This is a genomic window from Luteibacter aegosomatis (assembly GCF_023078455.1).
Taxonomy (GTDB): domain Bacteria; phylum Pseudomonadota; class Gammaproteobacteria; order Xanthomonadales; family Rhodanobacteraceae; genus Luteibacter; species Luteibacter aegosomatis.
This window is the reverse complement of the sequence record NZ_CP095740.1, coordinates 1821896-1845963: the sequence shown is the minus strand read 5'-3', so window position 1 is coordinate 1845963 and position 24068 is coordinate 1821896. Positions and strand designations below refer to the sequence as shown.

Genomic DNA, 24068 nt, shown 5'->3' with positions numbered 1-24068 from the left:
TTCTCAGTTTACCGTGTCGCGCTAATCAACGCGCCGCGGCGCATATATCCAGGAAATCGGGAGCCACCAGGGCGGCACCTCCGACCAATCCCCCATCGACGTCCGGCTGGGCGAAAAGTTCGGCCGCATTGGCCGGCTTGACGCTTCCACCGTAGAGCACCCGGGTGAGGAGCGAGATATTAGCATCCTTTTTTGCCAGTTGGCTACGGATCGACGAATGAATTTTTTGCGCCTGCGCTGGGGTGGCCGTGAGGCCCGTGCCGATCGCCCAGACGGGTTCGTAGGCGACCGCGGCCTGGCGAAAGGCCTCGATGCCGACGTGGTCGACCACCGCGAGCAACTGGCGGTGGATCACCTCCTCGGCCCGGCCCGCTTCGTGTTCTTCCTTCGTCTCGCCCACGCAGAGGATCGGCTTCAGTCCACCCGCCTGCGCGGCCTCGAACTTGCGGGCCACCAGGTGGTCGGACTCGCCCTGGTACTGGCGGCGCTCGGAGTGGCCCACCAGCACCCAATCGGCGCCCACGTCGCGCAGCATCGGGGCGGAGACCTCGCCGGTATAGGCGCCCTGCGCGTGGTGTTCGGACACGTCCTGTCCGCCGAACAGCAGGCCGCGGTCCCGATAGCGCCCAGCCAGTTCGGGCAGGTAGACGTCGGGCGGCATCACCATCACGTCGACGCCGTCGGGCAGGTTTTCGACGATCTCGCGCACGAGGGCGTCGGCCATGGCGCGGGAGCCATGCATCTTCCAGTTTCCGGCTACGAGCTTCTTGCGCATGGTCGGTTTCCGGCTCGATGAAAAGGGGGCGCAGGATAACGGCGGCCTTCCCGGCCGCAAAGCTGCAATGCCGCATACCTGGCATTCATCCCGGGTAACGCATAGCTACGGCAATTGACCTGTTCCGGCCTGCCTTCGATCATCCTCGCATGCGCTCCTTAAGAATAATCCTAACCGCCCTGCTCCTGGCCCTGACCGGCGTCGCGTTCGCCCAAGGCACCGGCGACGCCACCCCCGCCCAGCAGATCGACGACCTGCGGGGCCAGCTCGACCAGGTCGAGAAGGCGATGAAGGCCGACAACATCGACGATGCCACCATCGACGACCTGCGCGGGAACGCGACCGATATCGCCGGGAAAGCGCAGAAGGTATCCGCGGCGCTGCAGCCGAATCGTGATGCCGCCAAGGCGCGGCTCGACCAGCTCGGCCCCCCGCCCGCCGCCGGGGCTCATGAGGCACCCGAACTGGCGGCCGCGCGCAAGGACGCCCAGAAGGCCTTCGACGCCGTCGACGCGCAGATCAAGCAGATCGACGGTATCGCGCTGGAGGCCCAGCAGACCGGCAACCAGCTCTCCGACCTGCGCCGCATCCGTTTCCAGGAGCTGATCGCCAAGCGCACGCACTCGCCGCTGTCGCGCGCGTTCTGGTCGGAGCCGGCCACGGCCTTCCCCCGCGATTACGCCAACATGCGCGACCTCGTTCAGGGCGTACGCGACGACATCGCCGCCAGTTGGGCACGCGGCAGCCGTACGGCGCTGGTGGCCTGCGCGATCTTCGGCCTGCTGCTGATGACCGGGGTGCGCTTCTACCTGGAGCATCGCGCCCGGGAGCTCACCGCCAATCGCATGCCCCCGGGCCGCCTGCGCCGTTCGGCACTGATCGTGGGCATCGCGCTCACCTCCACGCTCACCACCGGGCTGGGCACGCAACTCATCTACCTTGGCCTGAACTGGAACGACACCTTCAGCGACGACACCAACGCGCTTGCGCTGGGCATCGTGCGGCAGGTGTTCTTCGGCGCCTTCATCGCCGGCCTCGGACGCGCGCTGATTTCCGCGAAACGGCCGTCATGGCGGCTGCCGCCGCTCTCGGACGAGACCGCGCTGCACCTGCGCCGCTTCCCGATGCTGTTGTCGCTGTCCGTGGTGCTGTTCCAGTTCCTGCACACGTTCGACCGCACCGCGGGGTCCAGCCTCGCCGCGACGGTCGCCACCAGCAGCCTGCAGGCGGTGGTGCTCACGGTGATCATGGCCGTGGCCCTGGCCCGTTTGAGCCGCTCGCATCGCCACGCCACCGACGGCACCCCGCCGCCACCGCGACCGGTCTGGGCCAGCCTGTTCATCGTGGCCGCCTGGATCGCCATCGTCACGTCGTGGCTGGCCCTGCTGACCGGTTACATCGCATTCGCCGCCTTCCTTGCCACCCGCGTCGTCTGGACCGTGATCGTGATCGCGGCCACGTACCTCGCCATGCGACTGGTCGACGATCTCTTCGAAACGCTACTGTCGGAAAAGGGGCCCATGAGCGCCCGCGCGCAAGCCGTGTTCGGCATGGATCCGAAGCTGCTCGACCAGGCCGGCGTGCTGCTGTCCGGCGTGTCGCGGCTGGCCCTGTTCCTGTTCGGCCTCACCGCCGTGATGAAGGGCATCGGCGCGGATGCCACCGACGTGATCGCCCTGGGCGGCAAGCTGCAATCGTTGGAAATCTACGGCGTGAAGATGCAGCCCGAACGCGTGCTCACCGCGATCGGCATGTTCTTCCTCGGCCTGCTCGCCGTGCGCGTGGTGAAGAACTGGATGTCCGACCAGTACCTGCCGCGCACGGACCTCGATCCGGGCATGCGCAGTTCGCTCACCACCCTGCTCGGTTACGTGGGCGTGGTGATCGTGGTGGCGATCGCGCTGCTCGCGATGGGCCTTTCCGTGCAGAACATCGCCTGGGTGGCCTCGGCCCTGTCCGTGGGTATCGGTTTCGGTTTGCAGGCGATCGTGCAGAACTTCATTTCGGGCCTGATCCTGTTGGCGGAGCGGCCGGTGAAGGTCGGCGACTGGGTGGTGCTCGACGATGCCGAGGGCGACATCCGCCGAATCAACGTGCGTGCCACCGAGATCCAGGTATCCGACCGCTCGACGATCATCGTGCCGAACTCGTCGTTCATCACCAAGCCCGTGCGCAACATGACCATGTCCAATCCGCAGGGGCGCGTGCTGATCAAGCTGCCGATGCCGCTGGATACCGATCCGGTGGTGGCCCGCGAGCATATGCTGGCGGCGATGCACGACCACGCGTCGGTGGCGGATGCGCCGGCGCCGTTGGTGATGCTCGACAACATCGACCACACGGCGATGACCTTCCTGGCGATCTGCTATGTGGGCAGCCCGCGCGACGCGGGCGGAGTGAAGAGCGACCTGCTGTTCGACATCATCGCGCGGCTGCGCGGTGCGAACATTCCCTTGTTGCGTCCGCAGGACCTGGTGTTGCGGTCGGTGCCTTCGGAAGGGGAAGCGCCGGGGGCTTCGACGGAACCGGACAGTTCGCACTGAGGCTAGCCCCATCGCGGACAGGGTCCGCTCCCGCCCTCCGGTAGGAACATTGCTACCGGAGGGTGGGAGCGGACCCTGTCCGCGATAGGGGTGACTAGTTTGAAGCCTCGACCGGTGCCAGGCGCAGGTCCTGGAAGTCGAAGCTGAAATCCGTCAGCGGCGAGACCGGTTCCATGCGTACCTCGCGCACCTTGCCGTCGGGATCGAGCGCGAAGTTCACGAAGGCGTCGCCGTTGAGCGAGCGGTCGTTCCAGTGCGCGATGAAGGTGTCGTGCTGCCACGGGTCGAGCGTGCCGGTGAGCTGGGCCGTCTTCGCGAAGCGCATCGTCAGCTTGCCGCCCTGCTTCTCCACCACCACGTCGCCGTACCACGGATCGCGATAGGTGCCCACGTAGCCGTCGAGCGGCAACGACGGCTTGGCACCCTTCGCGCGGGCCGCCTCGTGCTTCTTCATGCTGTCGTCGGCGTTGGCCTGGGACTTCTTCACGGCCGCCGCATAGGCGGCGATCCAGTCGGTCTTCGGCGCGTCCATGTACGCATCGAGCGCGCGCATCGTCACCGCCTGGAAGGCGGCGCCGGTTTCCTGGTTGGTGAGCACCACGATGCCGAGCTTGAGGTCGGGCACGAGGGTCAGGCGCGACACCATGCCGGGCCAACCGCCGGTATGCCACACCAGCTTGTGGCCGCGGTAGTCGGACACGAACCAGCCTTCGCCGTAGCCCGAGAAGTTGGGCTTGGTCGCCTTGAGCTCGGGCACGCTCGGCTCGGGGATATGGATGGGCGTGAGCAGCGACCACATCTCGTTCTGGCGCGCCGCCGAGAACAGGTGCTGCTCCTTGCCGGCCGCGTCGGTATAGGTGCCGCCCGCCAGCTGCGCGTTCATCCATTTGGCCAGGTCGTGCACGCTGGCGTAGATGCCGCCGGCGGCTTCGTTGTTGCTCCACGACATCGGCTCGACGGGCTTCAGGTCCTTGAAGTCGAACTTGGCGTGGCCGATGGCCACGTCGTCGCTCGGGCCGATGCGGGCCGGGGCGTTGATGCGCGATTCGGTCATGCCCAGCGGGGTGAAGATGCGCTGGCGCACGAACTCGGCATAGGGCAGGCCCGAGACCTTCTCGATGACCAGCCCGGCCACCGCGAACAGGATGTTGTCGTAGGCGTATTCGGCGCGAAAGCTGTTGGCGAGCGGCACGTGACGCAGGCGCTGCACGACCTCCTCGGTGGTATAGGTGGTGGCGGGCCAGTACAGCAGGTCGCCCGCCCCCAGGCTCAGGCCGCTGCGATGGGCCAACAGGTCGCGGATGCGCATTTCGCGGGTGACGTAAGGGTCGGACATCTGGAACCACGGCAGCCGGTCGACCACGCGGTCGTTCATGTCGAGCTTCTTCTCGTCGGCGAGGATCGCCAGCGAGGCCGCGGTGAATGCCTTGGTATTCGACGCGATGGCGAACTGCGTATGCGCATCCACCTTCGCCGGATCGCCCAGCTTGCGCACCCCCGAGCCCATCTCCATCACCACGCGCCCGTCCTTGACGATGGCCACGGCGATGCCCGGCACGTCGAACTGCTGGCGGGTGGCATCCACGTAGGCCGCGAAATCGGCCAGTGCCGCGGAGCTTGCCGCCGTCGCCGCGGGCGGTGTCGCGGGCGCTTCCTGGGCTTGCGCGGCCAGGCCGAACACGAAGCTGGTGACGCCGAAGGCGAGGAGGTGGCGGAGTCGCGTCATGGATGTCCCCTGTGCGGAGCAACGGAAGCGGCGACTATTCCACGCCACGCCCGCAGGGGAAAGAGCTCTCTCAGCCCTTGCTTTTCTGGCTGAAGATGACGCTGCCGAGGATGATGGCCCCGGCCAGGGCCATGCTGGGCGTCAACGCCTCACCGAGGAACATCCAGGCCCAAGCCACGCCGAACAGCGGCACGAGGTAGGTGGCCGTCGCCGCGCGCGAGGCGCCGATGCGCTGGATGAGCCGAAAATAGAAGGCGTAAGCCAAGCCCGTGGAAAGCACGCCCAGCGCCACCACGCAGGCCCACGACTTCGCCGGGATCGGCGCCTCGGGCCAGGTCAGCGCGGCCAGCGGCGCAGTGAGGATCGTGGCACCGAGCAGGCATCCGGCCGCCACCGCCGTGGGGGCGATGTCGGCGAGGTATTTCCTGATGAGGTTGGCGGCGAGGCCGTAGCAGAACGACGCGGCGGCACCGGCCAGCGCGGCCAGTGCCACGTTGTCGCCCGAGGTACGGCCGCTGGCGAGGATCACCACGCCGACGAAACCGGCGACGAGGGCGATGGCCTTGCGCGTGCCGATCTTCTCGCCGAAACCCACGAAAGCCACCAACGCCGCGAAAAGCACGGTCATGCTGTTGGCGATGGCACCGATACCGGCCGGTGCGCGTTCGGCACCCCAGGCGAACAGGGTGAACGGGATGGCCGCGCTCAAGGCGCCCAGTGCCAGCATCTTCCACAAGTGCGATACGCGGATGCTCGCCCGCGCGCGCCACAGCAGCGGCAGCAGGATCACCGAACCGAACAGCAGCCGCGTGGCCACCATGGGAAACGGACCGAAATCGTTTGCGGCGACGCGCATGAAAAGGAACGACCCGCCCCAGATGGCACCCAGGGCCACCAGCTCGGCGCCGGTGCGCCAGTCACGCGCGGGGGTCTGGAGAATGGGATCGGCGGGGACCGTGGACATGCGAACCTCGTTTGTGGCTGACCGTCATTGTGGCTGGAACCTTGCGCTTCACAAGCGCATTCTTTGCAAGCCAGCCTCTCATTCCATTCATCCCTCCCATGCGTTCCGCCCTCCTTCCCGCCCTCGCCGCCTTCACCTCGGCCGCCCGCCACCAGAACTTCGCGCACGCCGCCGAAGAGCTGCACCTCACGGCCAGCGCCGTGAGCCACCACGTGCGCAAACTGGAGGCCGCCCTGGGCGTCAGCCTGTTCCAGCGTCATGCCCGCGGTGTCGCGCTGACTCCCGAGGGTCGCCTGCTGGCCGATGCCGCCGGCTCGGCCCTGGCCGAGGTGGAATCGGTGCTCGACAGCCTGCGCCAGCACCGTCGCGCCAACGGCGTGCGCATCAGCGTGCTGCCTTCGTTCGGAGCCAACTGGCTCACGCCGCGGCTACGGCGTTTCACCGAGGCCCATCCCACGGTAAGACTGTCCATCGACACCGACCGCTCGCTCATCCGTTTCGAGGAAGGCGGCCCCGACCTCGGCATCCGCTACGGGCTCGGCCAGTGGGCCGGGCTCACCTCGCGTTTTCTCATGGACGATTCGCTGCAACCGGTGGCGTCGCCGGAACTCGCCGCCGGGGTGGACACCGAGGACGACGTGAGCAAGCTGCCGCTGCTCGCCGACATTTCCCCGGAAGGGTGGCGCGAATGGTTTCGCGCCGCGGGCGTGCGCTATCCGCGCGGCGGCACGGTGCACACGCTGAGCGACTCGGCGGATAGCCTCAACGCCGCGGCGGTCGGGCTGGGCGCCGTGTTGGCGCGTACGCGCCTGTCGGCCGCGCACCTGGCCGATGGGCGACTGGTTCGCCTGCCGGGGCCGACGTTGCCGACGCGGTACGCGTATTACGTGGTGCACCCGTCCAACAGGCAGCCGACCGCGGCGGCCCAGGCGTTCATCGGGTGGATCGAGCGGGAGGCGAGCCACCCGTAGCGAGACGCACGTCCGTTCGCGGACAGGGTCCGCTCCCGCCCTTCGGCAGGAAGGCCGCTACCGGAGGATGGGAGCGAACCCTGTCCGCGATGCCCGCGAAGCGATCACTCCACCCCGACGAATCCACCCGTCTGGTGCGCCCACAGTCGCGCATACAGCCCACCGTGCTCGATCAGCTCGGCATGGGTGCCGGTCTCCACGATGGCGCCCTTCTCCATCACCACCAGACGATCCATGCGCGCGATCGTGGAAAGGCGATGCGCGATGGCGATCACCGTCTTGCCCTGCATGAGCGTTTCGAGGCTTTCCTGGATGGCGGCCTCGGCTTCGGAATCCAGCGCCGAGGTCGCTTCGTCGAGGACGAGGATCGGCGCGTCCTTCAACAGCACGCGCGCGATGGCGATGCGCTGGCGCTGGCCCCCGGAGAGCTTCACCCCGCGCTCCCCCGCATGGGCATCGAACCCCCTGCGCCCCTCGCCGTCGGACAGGCCGGGGATGAATTCGTCGGCACGCGCCTTGCGCACGGCTTCGAGCAGATCGGCCTCGCTCGCGTCGGGACGGCCATAAAGCAGGTTGTCGCGAATGGACCGGTGCAGCAGCGAGGTGTCCTGAGTGACCACGCCGATCCGCGAGCGCAACGACTCCTGGGTGACCTCGGCGATATCCTGGCCGTCGATGCGGATATGGCCGCCCTCGAGGTCGTACAGGCGCAGCATCACGTTCACCAGCGTGGACTTACCCGCGCCCGACGGACCCACAAGCCCTATCTTCTCCCCCGGCCGCACCACGAGGTCGAGCCCGCCGATGACGCCGCCGGCCTTGCCGTAGTGGAAGTGGATGTCTTCGAAACGAACCTCTCCCTTCGTCACCCGCAACGGCTGCGCATCGGCACGGTCGACCACGGTGCGCTCGCGCGAAATCGTGGTGATGCCGTCCTGCACGGTGCCCACGTTGTCGAAGATGCCGTTCACCACCCACATGATCCAGCCGGACATGTTGTTGATGCGGATCACCAGGCCCACGGCCAGCGCCACCTGGCCCGTGGATACCGTGCCACGCACCCACAGCCACAGCGCCAGCGCGCTCGTCCCGGCGATGAGCAGGCCGTTGAGCGAGGTGATGGACACGTCCATCGAGGTGATCATGCGGTTCTGCACGCGCACCTTGCCGGTCTGTTCGCTCATGGCTTCCCGCGCATAGGCTTCCTCGCGATTCGTGTGCGCGAAGAGCTTCAGCGTCATGATGTTGCTGTACCCGTCGACGATGCGTCCCATCAGCTTGGAGCGGGCCTCGGAAGCGTGCCAGGAACGCTCTTTCACGCGTGGCACGAAGAACGCCAGCATCGCGACGTAACCCGCGATCCACAGCACCAGCGGCAGGGCCAGCCAAAGGTCGGCCTTGGCGAAGAGATACACCGACGTGCCCGCGTACACGCTCACGTACCACATCGCATCCACTACCTGCACCGCCGATTCGCGCAGGGAGGGCGCGGTCTGCATGATGCGGTTGGCGATGCGGCCGGCGAAGTCGTTCTGGAAGAACGCCAGGCTCTGCTTCAGCACGTAGCGATGGTGCTGCCAGCGCACCAGGTTGGTCATGCCCGGCGCCAGCGTCTGGTTGACCAGCAGATCGTGCAGACCGATGAAAAAGGGCCGCAGCACCACCACCACGAACGCCATCCACGCGAGGGTTTTCCAGTGCGTGGAAAAAAACACGGCGGCGGGCGTCTTCTGCGCCATGTCCACCACGCGGCCGAGGAAGTCGAACAGCGCCACCTCGATCAGGGCCACCGCGAGCCCCACCAGCAGTGCCGCCGCGAAGATCTTCCAGACCTGGCGAAGGTAATAGGCGTAGAAACGGACGACGCTTGTCGGCGGGGTGCTGTCGGGCGCCTCGCGGAAGATGTCGATGAGGGATTCGAACCAGCGATAGATCATGCGGGCATTCTATGCCCGCCCGATGCCCTACGGTATGTCCCGGCGTCCCAGCCGGCGGTCGAGCGCCACGTAAACGGCGCCCAGCAGCACGAACAGCGCGCCCACCACCAGCGAATGGATCAGCACCTGGCCGTAGCCGAACTCGTCGACGTTCATGAAGGGATACGGGTATTCGTGCACCACGGCGCCGCGCGCCAGCGTCCAGACGGCGAACGCCAGCGGAAAGGCCAGCCAGCGGCGCACGTCGCTCCAGCCCAGCGTGCCGTGATCCTGCAGCGCCATCCACCAGAACACGTAGAGCGCCGGCACGACGTAATGCACGGCGCGGTCGGCGATCAGCTGCGGCCCCATCGGGTGCCATTGCGCCTGCAGGATCGCCATGTAGACCAGCCAGGTGACGGTGATCGACAGAGCGGCCAGGCCGCGTACGCGCGCCGAGCGCAACCATTTGAACGGACGCCAGTCGCCGCCCGTGGCCACCGCGGTGGCCACCAGTGCCACCAGCAGGTTGGAAAGGATGGTAAAGAAACTGAAATACCGCACGGTCACCTGCAGCACGGGACCCGACCAGAGGATCAGCCAGTACTGCAACATGAGGGCCGGCCACGCCACCGCCGCGACGACGATGGCGAAGAGGTTGGACATCGCGGCGCGGCCGACCATCGGGGTCAGCGCGGCCAGGTGTTGTTGCCTCGATCGCGGTCGGGCACGCGGTGGTCCGGATCGATCGTCGCGGCCGCCACGTGCTTCCCGCCCGGCACGGTCACGTCGAAGCTCGTGTGCTGCTGCCAGGTTTCCACGGGGATGCGGATGTCGCGCGTGCTCTTGTCGTCGAAGGTGACGCGCAACGTGGCGGGCATCGGCAGGCGATCGAGATTGGCGACGGTCACCGTCGAACCGTCGATGCCGGTCACGGCGAGGTCCACTTGCCAGTTGTTGGCGTACCAGCCGCGCCAGAACCACGAGAGGTCTTCACCGGCCTGGCTTTCCATGAGGCGGAAGAAGTCCGACGGCGAGGGGTGCCTGTAGGCCCAGGTGGCGATGTACTTGCGGAACGCCGGATCGAACCGTTCCGGCCCGATGATTTCCTCGCGCAGCAGCACGAGGCCCAGCGCGCCCTTGAAGTAGGTGGCCGGATGACGGTACTTCTCCTTGACCATGTCGGCGCCCATCAGCAGCGGCGGCGCTTCCTGGTCGGCGAGCAGGGGCAGGATCTCGTCCACGGGATTGCCGCCCTTGGGCGCGTATTCGCCGTCGCGCTTGGGGGCGAACTCGCCGTGGTGGAAGGCGTCGGCCTCATACACGTCGATGAAGGTATTGAAGCCTTCGTCCATCCACGCGTCGCGACGCTCGTTCGAGCCCACGATCATCGGGAACCAGGTATGGCCGATCTCGTGCGCGGTGACCATGTGCAGGTCTTTCGGCGACGCCTTCATCGGATCGAACACGATGCCCGGGTATTCCATGCCGCTGGCGGCCGAACCGCCTTCGTTGACGGCCACCGGGTAAGGATACGGGTACCACTGGGTCGAGAAGTGCTCGACCGATGCCTTCAGGTATTCGGTGGAGCGATTCCACGATTCCTTGCCAGAGCTTTCCACCGGGTAGACGGACATCGCCAACGCCTTGCGGCCCTCCGGCAGGTTGATGCGCGCCGCGTCCCACACATAGGCCGTGGACGCGCCGAAAGCGACGTCGCGGCTGTTCTTCATGCGGAATTTCCAGGTGAGCGTGCCGCCCTTCTTCGGGCGGCTGGACGGATCGGTCACCTCGGCCGGCGTGCGGATCATCACCGTGGCGTCGCTCTCACGCGCCTTCGCCAGGCGCTCGCGCTGGGTCGCGGTGAGCACGTCTTCGGGATTCACCAGCTCACCCGAACCGGCGACGATCATGTCCGAGGGCACGGTGATCGCGTAATCGAAATCGCCGTACTCCAGGTAGAACTCGCTATTGAGATAGGGCGCGGTGTCCCAGCCGCGCAGGTCGTCGTAGACGCACATGCGGGGATACCACTGGGCCATCTCGTAGATGTTGCCGTTCTTCGAGGGCGCGAATCCGGTGCGGCCGCCGAAATCGCCGGGCAGGTCGTAGGCGTACTCGATGGTGAGCGACACCTTGCCACCGTGCGCGGACAGCGATTGCGGCAGGCGGACCTGCATGCGCGTGTCGCTTATCACGTAGCTGGCCTTGGCGGCGTGGCCGCCCTGCTCGACCGTGACCGTGGCGATGCGGTAGCCGTCGGTGTGCCGATCCGCCGCGTCGCCCTTGCGGCTGCGGTGTCCCGCGGTGAAGTTGCCGCGCGCGTCTTCGCGAAAACGGTTTTCGTCCAATTGCAGCCACAACACGTCGAGGTCGTCGGGGCTGTTGTTGGTGTAATGGATCGTCGCCTTGCCGACCAGGGTGTTCTTCACCGGGTCGAGCGTGGCGGCCAGGTCGTAATCCGCACGGTTCTGCCAATACATCGGACCGGGCATGCCGCTGCCCGAGCGGTACGCGTTGACCGGCTGGGGATAGTCGAACGGCGCAAAGGCCTGGCGCGGATCGTAATTTTCCGCGATGGCGGCGAACGAAGCGCTCAGCGCGAGGCTGGTCGCCAGCAGGCGAAGGGACGGTTTCATGGTGGCACTCGTGGGACGACAGCGCAGACTAACCTCCGCCGCGCCGCCGCCCCAACCGTGCCGAAAGTCAGGGGCGGGTGAAATCGACCTTGCGGTTCTCGCCGACGTCCGGCGTCTGACCGGTGATGCGCGCCTTCAGGTAGTCGAAGGCGATCACCATCTTCGACGACGGTGCGTCCCAATACTCGGCGGTGTCCACGTCGACCCGCAACAGGGCGAGGTCGGGATCGTCCTTGCCGTCGGGAAACCAAGTCTTGATCCACTCGTTCCAGTGTTCGTCGATGGCGGCCCGGTCGTCCACCATCACCGCGGCGCCGGACAGCGAAACGTAGCTGTTCTCGGACGCGTTGGCATAGGCGGCGTTGACCTGATGATGCCCCGCCACCTCGGCGACCTTCGGTGAACTCTTGCGCGTGAAGAACCACAGGCTGCCGTCGAAGCCTTTCTGGGAGGCAACCATCGGCCGGCTGTAAAGGCGTCCGTCACGCTCGCTGGTGAGCATGGCGACGCGTGCGTCCTTGATGAGGCTCCAGATCCTGTCGTAATCGTCCTGGCGACGTTCGGTCATGTCGGGCTCCGTTTTGCGGGAGCGGAGAGCCTCCCATGCCCCCGTTCAACGCCTTGTCAAGCCCGCATGACGATCCGGCCGGGCGATCGCGACGTTCGACTTCCCGGCCGCCAGAACGCACTATTAGCCCCCTGGCGGCCGTCGTGGGTCTCTCCCGCTTGCATCCCACGCCGGCAACCGCATATCTCCCCCGTCGAAATCACGAGGATCCACGCATGAAAATCGGTTTGATCGGTCTGGGCCGCATGGGCGGCAACATCGCCCGCCGGCTGATGAGGGACGGTCACCAGACCGTCGTCTACGACAACAACGCCGACGCCCGGGCCGCGCTGGCCAAGGATGGCGGCGAAGCGGTCGAATCCCTCCAGGCCCTCGTCGCCGCCCTGCCCTCGCCCAAGGCCGTGTGGGTGATGCTGCCCGCCGGCGAGATCACCGAGACCACCATCCAGACCCTGTCCGGCCTGCTGGGCAAGGACGACATCATCATCGACGGCGGCAACACCTTCTACAAGGACGACGCCCGTCGCGCCGAAGAGCTGGCGGCCAAGGGCATCCACTACGTCGACGTCGGCACCTCCGGCGGCGTGTGGGGCCTGGATCGCGGCTACTGCATGATGATCGGTGGCGACAAGCCCACCGTCGACCACCTCGACCCGATCTTCAAGACGCTCGCACCGGGCGCCGGCGACATTCCGCGCACCGAGGGGCGCGAAGGCCGCGATCCGCGTGTCGAGAACGGCTACATGCACGCCGGTCCGGCGGGCGCCGGCCACTTCGTGAAGATGATCCACAACGGCATCGAGTACGGCATGATGCAGTCGTTCGCCGAAGGCTTCGACATCCTCAAGAACCGTAACGGCACGCAGCTTCCCGAGCGCGAGCGTTACCAGCTCGACATGGCCGACATCGCCGAAGTGTGGCGTCGCGGCAGCGTGGTGTCGTCGTGGCTGCTCGATCTCACGGCCAGCGCGCTGGCCAAGGGTCCGGAGTTGGACAACTACTCCGGCTACGTCAACGATTCGGGCGAAGGGCGTTGGACGGTCAACGCCGCGATCGAGGAAGCCGTGCCGGCCGAGGTGCTCACCTCCGCCCTGTTCGCCCGCTTCCGCTCCCGCCAGGATCACACCTATGCCGAGCGCCTGCTTTCGGCCATGCGCATGGGCTTCGGCGGCCACATCGAAGGCCGCGGCACGCCGCCGAAGGAAGGCGAGCACTCGTGATGTAACGAAAGCCCGGGCCACGCCCGGGCTTTCCGCTTCTGGGGCAGCTCCGGGGTGGGAGCGGACCGTGTCCGCGAACCCTCGGCCTCGCCTGGAGCGAACGAGGCATTGCGGTGATCGGGCGGGCTTTGCCGCTCGCAAGATCACTGCATGGCCTCCTTCGCATCAGCTACCCCGAGGGTTCGCGGACACGGTCCGCTCCCACCCAGGTACGGTCATCCGGTGATGACCTAAGCCTCGTGGCCGTCGAGCTCCCTCAACCGCTCGCGCCAGCGCTCCGGCGTCTGCGGCTTCACGAACAAGGCCACGATCGGCAGCTTGGCGTCGCGGGCCGCCTGCTCCATCCGACGCACGCAGTCCTCGATCTCCACCGTGGTAAGCCCGTCCTCGAATTCGGTGGACACGGCGACCATGACCTGGTCGGGCCCCAGTTGATGCGTCAGCGAGCCGTTCACGCTGACCACGCCGGGCACCTTCGACACCACTGAGCACACCTTCTGCAGCAGATGTGGCTGGGCCGACTCACCGATGAGCAAGGCCTTGCTCTCGCGTGCCAGCAGCACCGAGGCCAGCGCCAGCACCACGGCGATGCCGACCGAGGCCCAGCCGTCGAAGCGGGCGTCGCCGGTCGCATGGGAAAGCCACACGCCCAACGCGGCCAGCGCCAGGCCCAAGAGCGCCGCGCTGTCCTCGAACAGCACGGTGAAGGTGGTCGGGTCCTTGGAGCCTCGAAACGCCTCGAAATACGTCATGCGCCCTTTCCGGCGACGCACGCTCTTGAGCGACAACCACCACGACGTGCCTTCGAACGCCGCGGCGATGCCGAGCACCAGGTAGTTCGTGGTGGCGTCCCCCAGCGGCTCGGGCTCGCGTATGCGATTCACGCCTTCGTACAACGAAAAGCCCGCGCCCAACGACAGCACCAGCAGGGCCACGATGAAGCTCCAGAAATACAGCTCGCGCCCGTATCCCAGGGGATGCTCGCGATCCGGCGGCTTGTGCGATCGGCGCAGGCCATACAGCAGCAGGATCTCGTTGACGCTATCGACCAGGGAGTGCACGCCTTCGGAAAGCATCGCGGCGCTGCCGGTGATCGCGGCCGCGATGAACTTCGCGACGGCGATGCCGACGTTGGCGGCCAGGGCGGCGTAGACGACGAGTTTGTTTTCGGAGGCCATGGGGGAATGGTTCATGGCATGGCGTCGTGGCGGGGTCAAGAGCCGTAGCAAGGCCCTCGCCAAAAGCCGCTTTACGGCGCTGGATTCCCGCGCTCGCAGGAATGACGAATAGCGCCGCTCCTGCGAACGCAGGAGCCCAGCGCGTCGGTCTTCGGCGTCGCGACGGCGCCCCCTACGAAAAAAGCCGCGCCTCGCGGCGCGGCCTTTTCCGGATGAAACCCTTCCGCCCGATTACTTGGCGAACAGGTGCTCCACGCCCGCGCGCTCTTCGCGCAGTTCCTTGTTGGTCGCGTCGATGCGCGCCTGCGAGAACGCGTTGATCTCCAGGCCCTGAACGATGGCGTACTTGCCGTCCTTCACCGTCACCGGATAGCCGAAGATCACGCCCGGCTCGATGCCGTAGGAACCGTCGGACGGGATGGCCATCGAGACCCAGTCGCCCTCGGCGGTGCCCAGGGTCCAGTCGCGCATGTGGTCGATGGCGGCCGAGGCGGCCGAGGCGGCCGACGAGGCGCCGCGGGCCTTGATGATGGCCGCGCCGCGCTGCTGCACGGTGGGGATGAAGTCGCCCTCGTACCAGGCCTGGTCGACCTGCTCCAGCGCCGGCTTGCCCTTGACCGTGGTCGTGTGCAGGTCGGGATACTGGGTGGAGCTGTGGTTGCCCCAGATGGTGAGCTTCTTGATGTCGGTGGAGTGCGTGCCGGTCTTCTCGGCCAGCTGCGACAGCGCGCGGTTGTGGTCGAGGCGGACCATCGCGGTGAAGCACTTCGGATCGAGGTCCGGGGCGTTCTGCTGGGCGATGAGGGCGTTGGTGTTGGCCGGGTTGCCCACCACCAGCACGCGCACGTCGCGCTTGGCGTGGTCGTTGAGGGCCTTGCCCTGCGGGCCGAAGATGGCGCCGTTGGCCTCGAGCAGGTCCTTGCGTTCCATGCCCGGGCCGCGCGGACGCGCGCCGACGAGCAGCGCGTAGTCGACGTCCTTGAACGCGACGTTGACGTCATCGGTGGCGACCACGCCGGCCAGCGTCGGGAAGGCGCAGTCGTTGAGTTCCATCACCACGCCCTGGAGGGCCGGCAGCGCCGGGGTGATTTCGAGCAGGTGCAGGATCACCGGCTGGTCGGGGCCGAGCATGTCGCCGGCGGCGATACGGAACAGGAGGGCATAGCCGATCTGGCCGGCTGCGCCGGTCACGGCAACGCGAACGGGTGCTTTCATGGTGCGACTCCTCGGGGATCTGTCTGGGGGCTTGCGATCAGGAAAGCTCGGCGAAGAACTCGACGATGCGGGCCATGCCCTTGTCGAGCGCCTCGTCCGGGCACGAATAGGAAATGCGCAGCGCGCGCGGCTCGCCGAAGGCCGAGCCCGGCACGCAGGCCACGCCCTTGGCCTCGAGCAGCACGGCGCAGAAATCGACGTCGCTGGTGATCTCGATGCCGTTGTGCTTCTTGCCGAAGGCGACGGAAATATCGGGGAACGCGTAGAACGCGCCCTGCGGACGCGGACAGACCACGCCGGGGATGGAGACGAGCGCGTCGTACACGCGATCTCGCTTGACCGCGAATTCCTTGCAGCGCGCGGCGGGAACGTCCTGCGGGCCGGCCAGCGCGGCGACGGCCGCGGCGGTGACCACTTCGGGCAAGCTGGTGATGTGGTTGGAGTTGAGCGTGGTGACCGCCTTGGCGACCTCTTCGGGCGCGGCGATGAAACCCACGCGCCAGCCGGGCATGCCGTAGGTCTTCGACAGCGAGTCGGTGAAGATCACGCGGTCTTTCAGTTCCGGACGCAGCTGCACGAAATTGTGGTAGCCGACATCGTCGAACACCATCGTGTTGTAGATGTCGTCGGTGACGATCCAGGTGTCGGGGTACTTCACCAGCACGTCGGCCAGCGCGGCGATTTCCTCGCGCGTGTAGACCATGCCGGTGGGATTGGACGGATTATTGAAGAGGAACACGCGCGGCTTGCGCTTCAGGGCCTCTTCGAGCTGCGCCGGGGTGAGCTTGTAGTGCTGCTCGGGCGGGCACGGCAGGATGTTGATCTTGGCGCCGACGATCTCGGCGATGTCGAGGTAGCTCGTCCAGTACGGCGCCGGGAAGACGATTTCGTCGCCTTCGTCGAGCAGGGCCTCGGCGAGGTTGTAGAGCACGTGCTTGGCGCCGATGCCGGTGGACACGTTGGCACGGCCATAGCCGGTGAGCCCCAGCGCTTCGATGTGCCGGAGGAAGGCGTCCACCAGCGCGTCGGCGCCGCGGTTGCTGCCGTACTGGCCCGAATCCTTCGCCAGCGCCTCGCGGGCGGCGGCGTAGACGTGCTCGCCGGGGAGGAAGTTCGGAACACCGATGGAAAAGCTCACGATGTCGCGACCTTCGGCCTTGAGGCGCTTGGCCTTTTCGGCAATGACCATGATCGCACTGGGCTTGGCGCGGCCCATTCGCGTGGCGAGCTTCGGCATCGGTTCCTCGGCGGGTTGGGGGACGGAGCAAAGGCCGTCATTTTAGCATGCGTGCCGCCGCTTCGCGGCGGATCGCGGACAGGGTCCGCTCCCACCCTCCGGCAGGAAGGCTTGCTACCGAAGGATGGGAGCGGACCCTGTCCGCGATCCGGGGATACGAAAACGCCGCCCGAAGGCGGCGCTTTCCTCACCGAACCGCCCGCCTCAGCGAGCGTCGAGCGTCTCGTTCCACTTGCTTACGTTGGCCGCCTGCTTCTCGAGCAGCGCGTCCACGTCGCCGGACACTTCCACCTTCTCGATGGTGTCGTCCTGGCGGATGGCATCGACCACCTTCTGGTCTTCCGGGCCGACGATTTCGCCGAACACGCTGTGCTTGCCATCCAGCCAGGGCGTGGGGCCGTGGGTGATGAAGAACTGCGAACCGTTGGTGCCCGGGCCGGCATTGGCCATGGACAGGACGCCCGGCTTGTCGTGCTTGAGGCTGGCGTCGAATTCGTCGCCGAAGCGGTAGCCCGGACCGCCGCGGCCCGAACCCTCGGGGCAGCCGCCCTGGATCATGAAGTCGGCGATGACGCGGTGGAACGAGAGGCCGTCGTAGTAGCCACGCTTGGCCAGGTTGACGAAGTTGGCCACCGTCATCGGGGTCTTCTCGTCGTGCAGGCGCAGGTGGATATCGCCTTTGTTGGTCTTCATGGTGACGTTGATGGTCATCTCGATTCCTGTAACTCGTTGAAAATCAGGCCGATCGCCTTCGGCGGCCGGTCCAGGGGACCGCAAAGGCTACCGAAGATGGCGCCCCTCCCCCAAGAGTTCAAGCGGAATCTCGTGAGGACGGGGTCACGGACCGGGCAATGCCAGGGTATCGAGCGTCAACGGCCCGGGTCCGCGCGGGCGCGTGTCGCGGACGGCGGCGTCCTCGGGCAGTGCCCGCCCTTCGCTCAGGTGGTTCCAGGCCCGGTCCAGGGCGGCGAAGCCGAAGGGCAGCAGCGGGGCGTGCCGGTCCGAAAAATCCTGGAACGAGAGAAAGGCATCGAAATGCTGCGCATAAGGCACCTTCCAGAACACGGGCCGACGGCCCGACGCGCGCAGCCACTTCACGTAGGGCTCGGAGCTGAAAGCGGCCGGGATCATGCCGTCCTGCGCGCCATGCACCACCAGCACCGGCAGTTCGACGCGCGGTAGCGCGACGGCCGTGGCGTGCACGGCCTCGCGCAAGCGGAGCGCATCGCTCCCCTGTCCCAGCCAGAGGTCGCGCAGGCAGAGAAGGCCCGGCAGGGTCGGATCCAGCGACAGATCGGCACCACCGGCCAGGGCGATGCCCGGGCCCGGCGGCACGCCCGACCCCTCGGCCCACCATGCCGAACGAACCGCGGCGGCGCCACCGACCGGCTGCACCCGGTAAGCGAAGCCGCAGGGCATGTCGCCCGCGGCGCGACGCAGGTAGGCGGACGCGTAGGACACGTTCACCGTGCGCCAGAGATCGAGGGAAGTCGTCGATGCGGCCACCTTCAGCGCATCGTCCTGCCAACCGCCTTCGCGCAACGCCGCCAGTGCTTCACGGGCCTGCCCCTGGGGCGTGTTCGCCGTGAGTCGCCCGTGCGCGCGCAAGGCGGCGCCGCGGAGCGCCCACGCGGGTGGCTGGGCCATGCCGATACGGGCGAACGGCACGCCATCGAACTCGGGCGCCGCCAACGCGGCAGGCAACAACACGCCCGCTTCGGTGGCGTAGTCGTAGAAGGGACGCCCGTGCCCTTCCACGTGGATGTTCGGCGCCAGGACCACCGCCGCGTCGAGCATGCCGTCGACATCGTCGCCCGCCGCGCGCAACACGGCGCCGCCGCCGTTCGACAGACCGGTGGCGATGATGGTGGTGTTGTCCGCGGTGAAAGGCGCTTCGTCGGGAAAGGCGCGATCAAGCATGGCGAGGCCGAAACGCGCGGCCTGCAACACGTGGCGGCCCCATTCGGCTTCCGGGTTATCGCCCGAATGCGCGTGTTTCGCCGCGAGACCGGTGTCGGCGGATAGATTCTTCGGCTCGAACTCGAGCGGCGCATCGCCGACCCTCGCGCGCGTGCCGTCGAGCATGACACCCGTGCCGTCCGCCGGGTCGAAATAGCCCGAACCCGCGGCCTTGTCGGTATACGCCACGGCGAAGCCCTTCGGCAGGCCCCAACTGCCCGCCAGCGCAATGGCGCCGTAGATGCCGCGCGTGCCCGACGATGCGGCCACCACGAGCACGCGTTTCGCCTTGTCGAACGCGTCGGGCACCTGCGCGAGCACGCGATGCGACGCGCGGGCACCGGGCAGGTAAGCGAAGGTGGTGAATTCGCGGCCGGGCACGTCCGGCACCTCGCCGTAGACACTGCCGAAGCCACCCAGCGGGCCGAGGTCGGCGATGCCTTTCCAGTTCGACTGGACAGCGCGGCGGCGCAGTTCCGCGGCCGTCGGCGAGAGCGGGTTGGCGAAGGGTGCCGCCAGGCCGGCGAGGCCGCGCAGGCCGAGGCCCGCGCTGAGGAGGTCGTCGCCGTTGCGGTGGGTGGTGACTCGTACTTCGCCGAAGGTATCCATGCACGGAAGATGCGCGACTCGACCCTCGGTGCGCAAGCAAGCGATTCATTCGCTGGCGCGAAACGCGGCGCATCACCGTCGGGCGAAAACCGGCCTCAAGGCGCTGGGCTCCTGCTTTCGCAGGAGCGACGAGCTACAAGATTTACTGTTGCGCATAAAACCCCTCACGTCGCTCCTGCGAAAGCAGGAGCCCAGCGCCTCGCATTCGGTTATCGCATGGCAGTGGTGCGCCGCTCTTCGCGCCGAAAGGCGCACAGGCACATGCATTCGCGCCAGCGAATGAACCGGTCGTCTGCGCGCGGTTGGCCGCGCGCAGGTACACTCCGAATCCAGGGAAAACCACCAGGGGAAAACGCGCAATGATTGCCCGTCGCACCGTCCTGCTCGCCACCGCCATCTCGGTAGCGATCGGACTCGCTGCCTGCCACTCGAAAGACGACACGCCCGCCACCGATCCCAAGGCCGTCGCCGCCGCGCAGACGGCGATCTCCTCCGCCGCATGGCTACGCCAGCACCTGCCCGCGCATACGGTGGCCTACCTGCGCATTCCCTCGCCCTGGAGCATGCTCGGCGGTGTGCCGAACGGTCGCCCGCTCGACGCGGCGCTGTCGACCAAAGCGCATCTCGATGCCGTGGCGGCCATTCGCGACGGCATCGGCAAGGACAAGGTCCTGGCGGACCTCAAGCTCACGCCCGCGCTGAGCCTGCTGCTGTCCGACCTGCGCTCGCCGGTGGAAGTGGCGCTGATCGATCCCGTGGGCATTCCCTCCCCTGCCTCGCGCGCCGTGGCGACGATGACGCTCGACTTCGCCAGCGTGGAGGCTTTCAACGCGCGCATCGCTTCGCTCGACAAGGGCGATACACCGATCCTTCCCGCGCCGCTGGATACCGAAGGTCGCGGCCGGCTCGCCTCTGGCGCCGTCCTCCGCTACGACGTAGCGCAGCATCGCCTCTGGATTTCGCAGGCGATGCGCGAATCCCCGGGCCAGCAGAGCCTCGACCAGATCGTGGCCGACGCCGCCAAGCCCTCGCAGGCTGCGGCCCCGGATACCCTCGTGGCCCTGGAATCGCGCATCGACACCTCCGGCGAAGGCCTGTTCGGCTGGGCCAACGTGCGCGGCCTGGGCGGCGTCGCCGCGGCACAGGCGGGCGACGCCTCGCTGGGCAAGCTGCCCGGCGACTTCGCCAGCAAGGCCGACGCCGTCGCCTTCGGCGGCGGCACGGTCGATGGGCGCGGCACCTTCCGCATCGTCGTGCACGCGCCGCAGGCGCGCGCGCTGGCCTACCTCACGCCCACCGCGTTCGCACCCACGCTCAAGAGCGCCGGCGAGCCGCGTTGGGCAATGACGCTCAGCCTGCCCAGCGCCGACCACTACAAGACCTTCGAGAACAACCTCACGCTGGACTTCGGCGCCAACGCGGCCAAGACCTACCACGAGGCGCTGGCCCGCCTCGGCAAGCGGTATCACGTCGATCCGATCCGCTACCTGTCGTGGTTCGGCCCGGAGATGCTGGTGTTCTCCGACGACGCGGGACTGTTCTTCGCCCTGCACTCGCCCGACCGCAAGGCCTGGTACGACTTCATCAAGAGCAACGCGTCCATCGGCTGGAAAACCGGCGAGGCCGACATCGGCGGCACCTCGGTGCATTGGCTGACCGTGCCCGGCGGTGCATCGGACACCCTTCCGCCCGATGCGGACCAGGGCACGCGCGGTCTGTTGCAACTGATCGACCGCATGGGCAGCAAGACGTGGTGGATCGAGGACGGCGACTGGATCGTGATGGCGAAGGTGCCGCAGGCCCTGGCCGACCGCGTGGCCGCGAAGCCCGACGTGGCCCTCGACGGCTGGTTCAAGCAGCGCGCCTACCCTGGCGCCCGCACCCTGCTGGGATTCACCGCCACCTCGCACGGCGCGCAGCGCGATGCCTATTACACGTACATCGAGTTCCTCCAGGCGCTCGGCGCCGCGACCGGGTCGGACGTGAACATCGCCGCCCTGCCCGCAGCGCATACGCTGGGCCTGCCCGACAAGGGCGTGCTCGGGGCGGCGCTGGAAGTGGACGCCGACACCCTCGGCATCTCGTTCACCTACGAACAGAGTCCGGTCGAGCTGGTCGGCCAGGCCGGCGGCACCGGAGCCGTGGCCACCGCGGCGATCCTGGCGGCCGTCGCCGTGCCGCAGTACCAGAACTACACCCTGCGCTCCCAGGTCGCCGGCGCCCTTACCGCCGCCGACCCGGTGAAGGATGCCGTGGCTCGCAAGCGCCTCGCCAGCGGCCGCTTCCCGGCCAACAACGTGGCGGCGGGCCTGGGCAAGCCGGAGACGCTGGGCAACGACTACGCGGGCGCGGTCACGGTCGGCCAGGGCGGCGAGATCGTGGTGTCGCTGGACGGCACCCCGCCGCACAAGGCCGATCCCAAGCTCGACATGGGCGAACTCGTGCTCACCCCGCGGGTGGAGGAAGGCCGGGTCGACTGGAGCTGTTCGGGCGAGGGCATCGACCCGAAGTACCTGCCGGCGAGCTGCCGCGACCAGCCGCTGGAGCCGTAGGAAAACCCCTCGGGCGGGGCCCGCCGTCGCGCGCCCCGCCGGTCATGCGAACGTCGCCAAAATCCTTTATAATCGGCGGCTTCCCAAACCAAAGAGGCGATCCGGCTGCACGCCGGCGCATAACGCATGTCGATCGAATTCCTGCGCAACATCGCCATCGTCGCTCACGTCGACCATGGCAAGACCACCCTCGTCGATCAGCTTCTGAAGCAGTCCGGCACGCTCAACGAGCGCACCGTGCTCGCCGAGCGCGTCATGGATTCGAACGACCAGGAAAAGGAACGTGGCATCACGATCCTGGCCAAGAACACGGCCATCACCTGGGAAGACAAGAAAACCGGCGTCAAGAACCGCATCAATATCGTCGATACCCCGGGACACGCCGACTTCGGCGGCGAGGTGGAGCGCGTGCTGTCGATGGTCGACACCGTGCTGATCCTGGTCGACGCGATGGACGGCCCGATGCCGCAGACGCGCTTCGTCACCCAGAAGGCCTTCGCGATGGGCTTCAAGCCCATCGTGGTCGTCAACAAGGTCGACCGCCCGGGCGCCCGTCCGGAGTGGGTGGTCGAGCAGGTGTGGGACCTCTTCGCCAAGCTCGGCGCCACCGACGAGCAGATGGAATTCCCCATCGTCTACGCCTCGGCGCTCAACGGCTACGCCTCGCTCGACGAGAATGCGCGCGAAGGTGACATGACCCCGCTCTACGAAGCGATCATGCAGCACGCGCCCAAGCCCGACGTGGATCCGGAAGGCCCATTCCAGATGCGTATCAGCCAGCTCGACTACAACAACTTCGTCGGCGTCATCGGCATCGGCCGCATCCAGCGCGGCACCCTGAAGAAGGGCATGCCGGTCGCCGTGATCGACCGCGAAGGCAAGAAGCGCCAGGGCAAGGTCGTGCAGGTGCTCGGCTTCCTCGGCCTGGAGCGCATCGAGCAGGATTCCGCCGAAGCGGGCGACATCGTCGCCATCGCCGGCATCCCCGAGCTGACCATCTCCGACACCGTCACCGACCTGAACACGCCCGAGGCGCTGCCGCCGCTGAGCGTCGACGAGCCGATGATCAGCATGACCTTCCAGGTGAACAACTCGCCGTTCGTCGGCCACAAGGATCTTTCCGGCGGCAAGTTCCTCACCAGCCGCCAGCTGCGCGAGCGCCTCGACCGCGAGAAGGTGCACAACGTGGCCCTGCGCGTGGAAGACGGCTCCGACGCCGACAAGTTCCTGGTCTCCGGCCGCGGCGAGCTCCACCTCTCGGTGCTGATCGAGAACATGCGCCGCGAGGGCTACGAGCTGGCCGTCTCGCGTCCCGAGGTCATCCTCAAGGAGATCGACGGCCAGAAGATGGAGCCGATCGAAGAGCTCGTGATCGACATCGAGGAGCAGCACCAGGGTGGCGTGATGGAGCGCCTGGGCATCCGCAAGGGCGATCTCAAGAACATGGTCTCCGACGGCAACGGTCGCGTGCGCCTCGAGTACGAGATCCCGGCCCGCGGCCTCATCGGCTTCCAGAACCAGTTCAAGACCCTCACCCAGGGTTCGGGCCTGCTGTTCCACGTGTTCAAGCACTACGGTCCGTACACCCCGGCGCCGATCGCCAAGCGCCAGAACGGCGTCATGATCGCGAACGCCGCGGGTACCACCCCGGCCTACTCGCTCGGCCCCCTGCAGGAGCGCGGCAAGCTGTTCGCCGCCGAGGGCGACTCGGTGTACGAAGGCCAGCTGATCGGCATCCACGCGAAGGACAACGACCTCACCGTCAACGCGATCAAGCCCAAGCCGCTCACCAACATGCGCGCCTCGGGCAAGGACGACGCGATCCAGCTGACGCCGGCCACGAAGTTCACGCTGGAGCAGGCGCTCGACTTCATCGACGACGACGAGCTGGTCGAGGTGACGCCGAAGGAAATCCGCCTTCGCAAGAAGCACCTCACCGAAAACGATCGCAAGAAGGCTTCGCGCGGTCAGTAAACAAAAAGCCCGGGAAACCGGG

At 67.2% G+C, this 24068-nt stretch carries 17 protein-coding genes; 5 read left to right on the top strand and 12 right to left on the bottom strand.

Features of this window, described 5'->3' with window-relative positions; translation table 11 throughout:
• Positions 1 to 25 precede the first annotated feature (25 nt).
• Positions 26 to 775 (bottom strand): triose-phosphate isomerase, encoded by a 750-nt coding sequence (gene tpiA, locus L2Y94_RS08505; protein ID WP_247374317.1) that lies wholly within the window; start codon positions 773 to 775, stop codon positions 26 to 28.
• A gap of 149 nt (positions 776 to 924) precedes the next feature.
• Here tpiA and L2Y94_RS08500 point away from each other — a divergent pair, with 149 nt between their 5' ends.
• Positions 925 to 3318, top strand: a complete 2394-nt coding sequence (locus L2Y94_RS08500; protein WP_247374316.1) for a DUF3772 domain-containing protein — start codon at positions 925 to 927, stop codon at positions 3316 to 3318.
• Between the two features lie 94 nt (positions 3319 to 3412).
• Here the strand turns inward: L2Y94_RS08500 and L2Y94_RS08495 are convergent, their stop codons facing one another.
• Positions 3413 to 5044, bottom strand: a complete 1632-nt coding sequence (locus L2Y94_RS08495) for a serine hydrolase (RefSeq protein WP_247374315.1) — start codon at positions 5042 to 5044, stop codon at positions 3413 to 3415.
• Positions 5045 to 5114: 70 nt separating this feature from the next.
• Positions 5115 to 6008 (bottom strand): DMT family transporter, encoded by an 894-nt coding sequence (locus L2Y94_RS08490; protein WP_247374314.1) that lies wholly within the window; start codon positions 6006 to 6008, stop codon positions 5115 to 5117.
• Between the two features lie 98 nt (positions 6009 to 6106).
• Here L2Y94_RS08490 and L2Y94_RS08485 point away from each other — a divergent pair, with 98 nt between their 5' ends.
• A complete protein-coding gene (locus tag L2Y94_RS08485) occupies positions 6107 to 6979 on the top strand; it encodes a LysR substrate-binding domain-containing protein (protein ID WP_247374313.1) in 873 nt (290 codons plus the stop codon).
• A 104-nt stretch (positions 6980 to 7083) separates the two neighbouring features.
• Here L2Y94_RS08485 and L2Y94_RS08480 read toward each other — a convergent pair whose 3' ends face one another.
• The 4 genes from L2Y94_RS08480 to L2Y94_RS08465 all read right to left on the bottom strand — a co-directional run bounded on the left by L2Y94_RS08480 (position 7084) and on the right by L2Y94_RS08465 (position 12102).
• Complete coding sequence (locus L2Y94_RS08480; protein WP_247375176.1) at positions 7084 to 8913, bottom strand: ABC transporter ATP-binding protein; 1830 nt, start codon at positions 8911 to 8913, stop codon at positions 7084 to 7086.
• Positions 8914 to 8943: 30 nt separating this feature from the next.
• A complete protein-coding gene (locus L2Y94_RS08475; RefSeq protein WP_247374312.1) occupies positions 8944 to 9561 on the bottom strand; it encodes a Pr6Pr family membrane protein in 618 nt (205 codons plus the stop codon).
• Positions 9562 to 9584: 23 nt separating this feature from the next.
• A complete protein-coding gene (locus L2Y94_RS08470; RefSeq protein ID WP_247374311.1) occupies positions 9585 to 11534 on the bottom strand; it encodes a M1 family metallopeptidase in 1950 nt (649 codons plus the stop codon).
• A 67-nt stretch (positions 11535 to 11601) separates the two neighbouring features.
• Positions 11602 to 12102, bottom strand: a complete 501-nt coding sequence (locus tag L2Y94_RS08465; protein WP_247374309.1) for a pyridoxamine 5'-phosphate oxidase family protein — start codon at positions 12100 to 12102, stop codon at positions 11602 to 11604.
• Between the two features lie 215 nt (positions 12103 to 12317).
• On the opposite strand from L2Y94_RS08465, the gene gnd reads away from it, so the two are divergent.
• On the top strand, positions 12318 to 13322 hold the full coding sequence (gene gnd / locus L2Y94_RS08460) for a phosphogluconate dehydrogenase (NAD(+)-dependent, decarboxylating) (RefSeq protein WP_247374308.1): 1005 nt from the start codon (positions 12318 to 12320) through the stop codon (positions 13320 to 13322).
• Between the two features lie 230 nt (positions 13323 to 13552).
• On the opposite strand, the gene L2Y94_RS08455 is transcribed toward gnd, so the two are convergent.
• From L2Y94_RS08455 to L2Y94_RS08435, 5 genes are all read right to left on the bottom strand, one after another.
• On the bottom strand, positions 13553 to 14515 hold the full coding sequence (locus L2Y94_RS08455) for a cation diffusion facilitator family transporter (protein ID WP_247374307.1): 963 nt from the start codon (positions 14513 to 14515) through the stop codon (positions 13553 to 13555).
• Positions 14516 to 14731: 216 nt separating this feature from the next.
• The gene (locus L2Y94_RS08450; RefSeq protein ID WP_144910609.1) at positions 14732 to 15715 is read right to left on the bottom strand and encodes a malate dehydrogenase; all 984 of its coding nucleotides are present in this window, start codon (positions 15713 to 15715) and stop codon (positions 14732 to 14734) included.
• A 37-nt stretch (positions 15716 to 15752) separates the two neighbouring features.
• Positions 15753 to 16952, bottom strand: coding sequence for an aminotransferase class I/II-fold pyridoxal phosphate-dependent enzyme (locus L2Y94_RS08445; protein ID WP_247374306.1), 1200 nt, complete (start codon positions 16950 to 16952; stop codon positions 15753 to 15755).
• 204 nt (positions 16953 to 17156) lie between these two features.
• Complete coding sequence (locus tag L2Y94_RS08440; protein ID WP_144910614.1) at positions 17157 to 17663, bottom strand: peptidylprolyl isomerase; 507 nt, start codon at positions 17661 to 17663, stop codon at positions 17157 to 17159.
• A 126-nt stretch (positions 17664 to 17789) separates the two neighbouring features.
• Entirely contained in the window at positions 17790 to 19520 is a 1731-nt protein-coding gene (locus tag L2Y94_RS08435) for a D-(-)-3-hydroxybutyrate oligomer hydrolase (protein WP_247374305.1), read from the bottom strand.
• 359 nt (positions 19521 to 19879) lie between these two features.
• On the opposite strand from L2Y94_RS08435, the gene L2Y94_RS08430 reads away from it, so the two are divergent.
• Both L2Y94_RS08430 and typA read left to right on the top strand, forming a co-directional pair.
• Entirely contained in the window at positions 19880 to 22072 is a 2193-nt protein-coding gene (locus L2Y94_RS08430) for a pilin (protein WP_247374304.1), read from the top strand.
• 126 nt (positions 22073 to 22198) lie between these two features.
• Complete coding sequence (gene typA, locus L2Y94_RS08425; RefSeq protein WP_247374303.1) at positions 22199 to 24046, top strand: translational GTPase TypA; 1848 nt, start codon at positions 22199 to 22201, stop codon at positions 24044 to 24046.
• The last annotated feature ends 22 nt before the right edge of the window (positions 24047 to 24068 follow it).

What these genes read in the sequence shown, in the direction of transcription:
- L2Y94_RS08450 (WP_144910609.1), bottom strand. Translation starts at nt 15,715, where the DNA reads ATGAAAGCACCCGTTCGCGTTGCCGTGACCGGCGCAGCCGGCCAGATC.
- L2Y94_RS08470 (WP_247374311.1), bottom strand. Translation starts at nt 11,534, where the DNA reads ATGAAACCGTCCCTTCGCCTGCTGGCGACCAGCCTCGCGCTGAGCGCT.
- tpiA (WP_247374317.1), bottom strand. Translation starts at nt 775, where the DNA reads ATGCGCAAGAAGCTCGTAGCCGGAAACTGGAAGATGCATGGCTCCCGC.
- L2Y94_RS08455 (WP_247374307.1), bottom strand. Translation starts at nt 14,515, where the DNA reads ATGAACCATTCCCCCATGGCCTCCGAAAACAAACTCGTCGTCTACGCC.
- L2Y94_RS08500 (WP_247374316.1), top strand. Translation starts at nt 925, where the DNA reads ATGCGCTCCTTAAGAATAATCCTAACCGCCCTGCTCCTGGCCCTGACC.
- L2Y94_RS08485 (WP_247374313.1), top strand. Translation starts at nt 6,107, where the DNA reads ATGCGTTCCGCCCTCCTTCCCGCCCTCGCCGCCTTCACCTCGGCCGCC.
- L2Y94_RS08475 (WP_247374312.1), bottom strand. Translation starts at nt 9,561, where the DNA reads ATGTCCAACCTCTTCGCCATCGTCGTCGCGGCGGTGGCGTGGCCGGCC.
- L2Y94_RS08490 (WP_247374314.1), bottom strand. Translation starts at nt 6,008, where the DNA reads ATGTCCACGGTCCCCGCCGATCCCATTCTCCAGACCCCCGCGCGTGAC.
- L2Y94_RS08445 (WP_247374306.1), bottom strand. Translation starts at nt 16,952, where the DNA reads ATGCCGAAGCTCGCCACGCGAATGGGCCGCGCCAAGCCCAGTGCGATC.
- L2Y94_RS08495 (WP_247374315.1), bottom strand. Translation starts at nt 5,044, where the DNA reads ATGACGCGACTCCGCCACCTCCTCGCCTTCGGCGTCACCAGCTTCGTG.
- gnd (WP_247374308.1), top strand. Translation starts at nt 12,318, where the DNA reads ATGAAAATCGGTTTGATCGGTCTGGGCCGCATGGGCGGCAACATCGCC.
- typA (WP_247374303.1), top strand. Translation starts at nt 22,199, where the DNA reads ATGTCGATCGAATTCCTGCGCAACATCGCCATCGTCGCTCACGTCGAC.
- L2Y94_RS08435 (WP_247374305.1), bottom strand. Translation starts at nt 19,520, where the DNA reads ATGGATACCTTCGGCGAAGTACGAGTCACCACCCACCGCAACGGCGAC.
- L2Y94_RS08430 (WP_247374304.1), top strand. Translation starts at nt 19,880, where the DNA reads ATGATTGCCCGTCGCACCGTCCTGCTCGCCACCGCCATCTCGGTAGCG.
- L2Y94_RS08440 (WP_144910614.1), bottom strand. Translation starts at nt 17,663, where the DNA reads ATGACCATCAACGTCACCATGAAGACCAACAAAGGCGATATCCACCTG.
- L2Y94_RS08465 (WP_247374309.1), bottom strand. Translation starts at nt 12,102, where the DNA reads ATGACCGAACGTCGCCAGGACGATTACGACAGGATCTGGAGCCTCATC.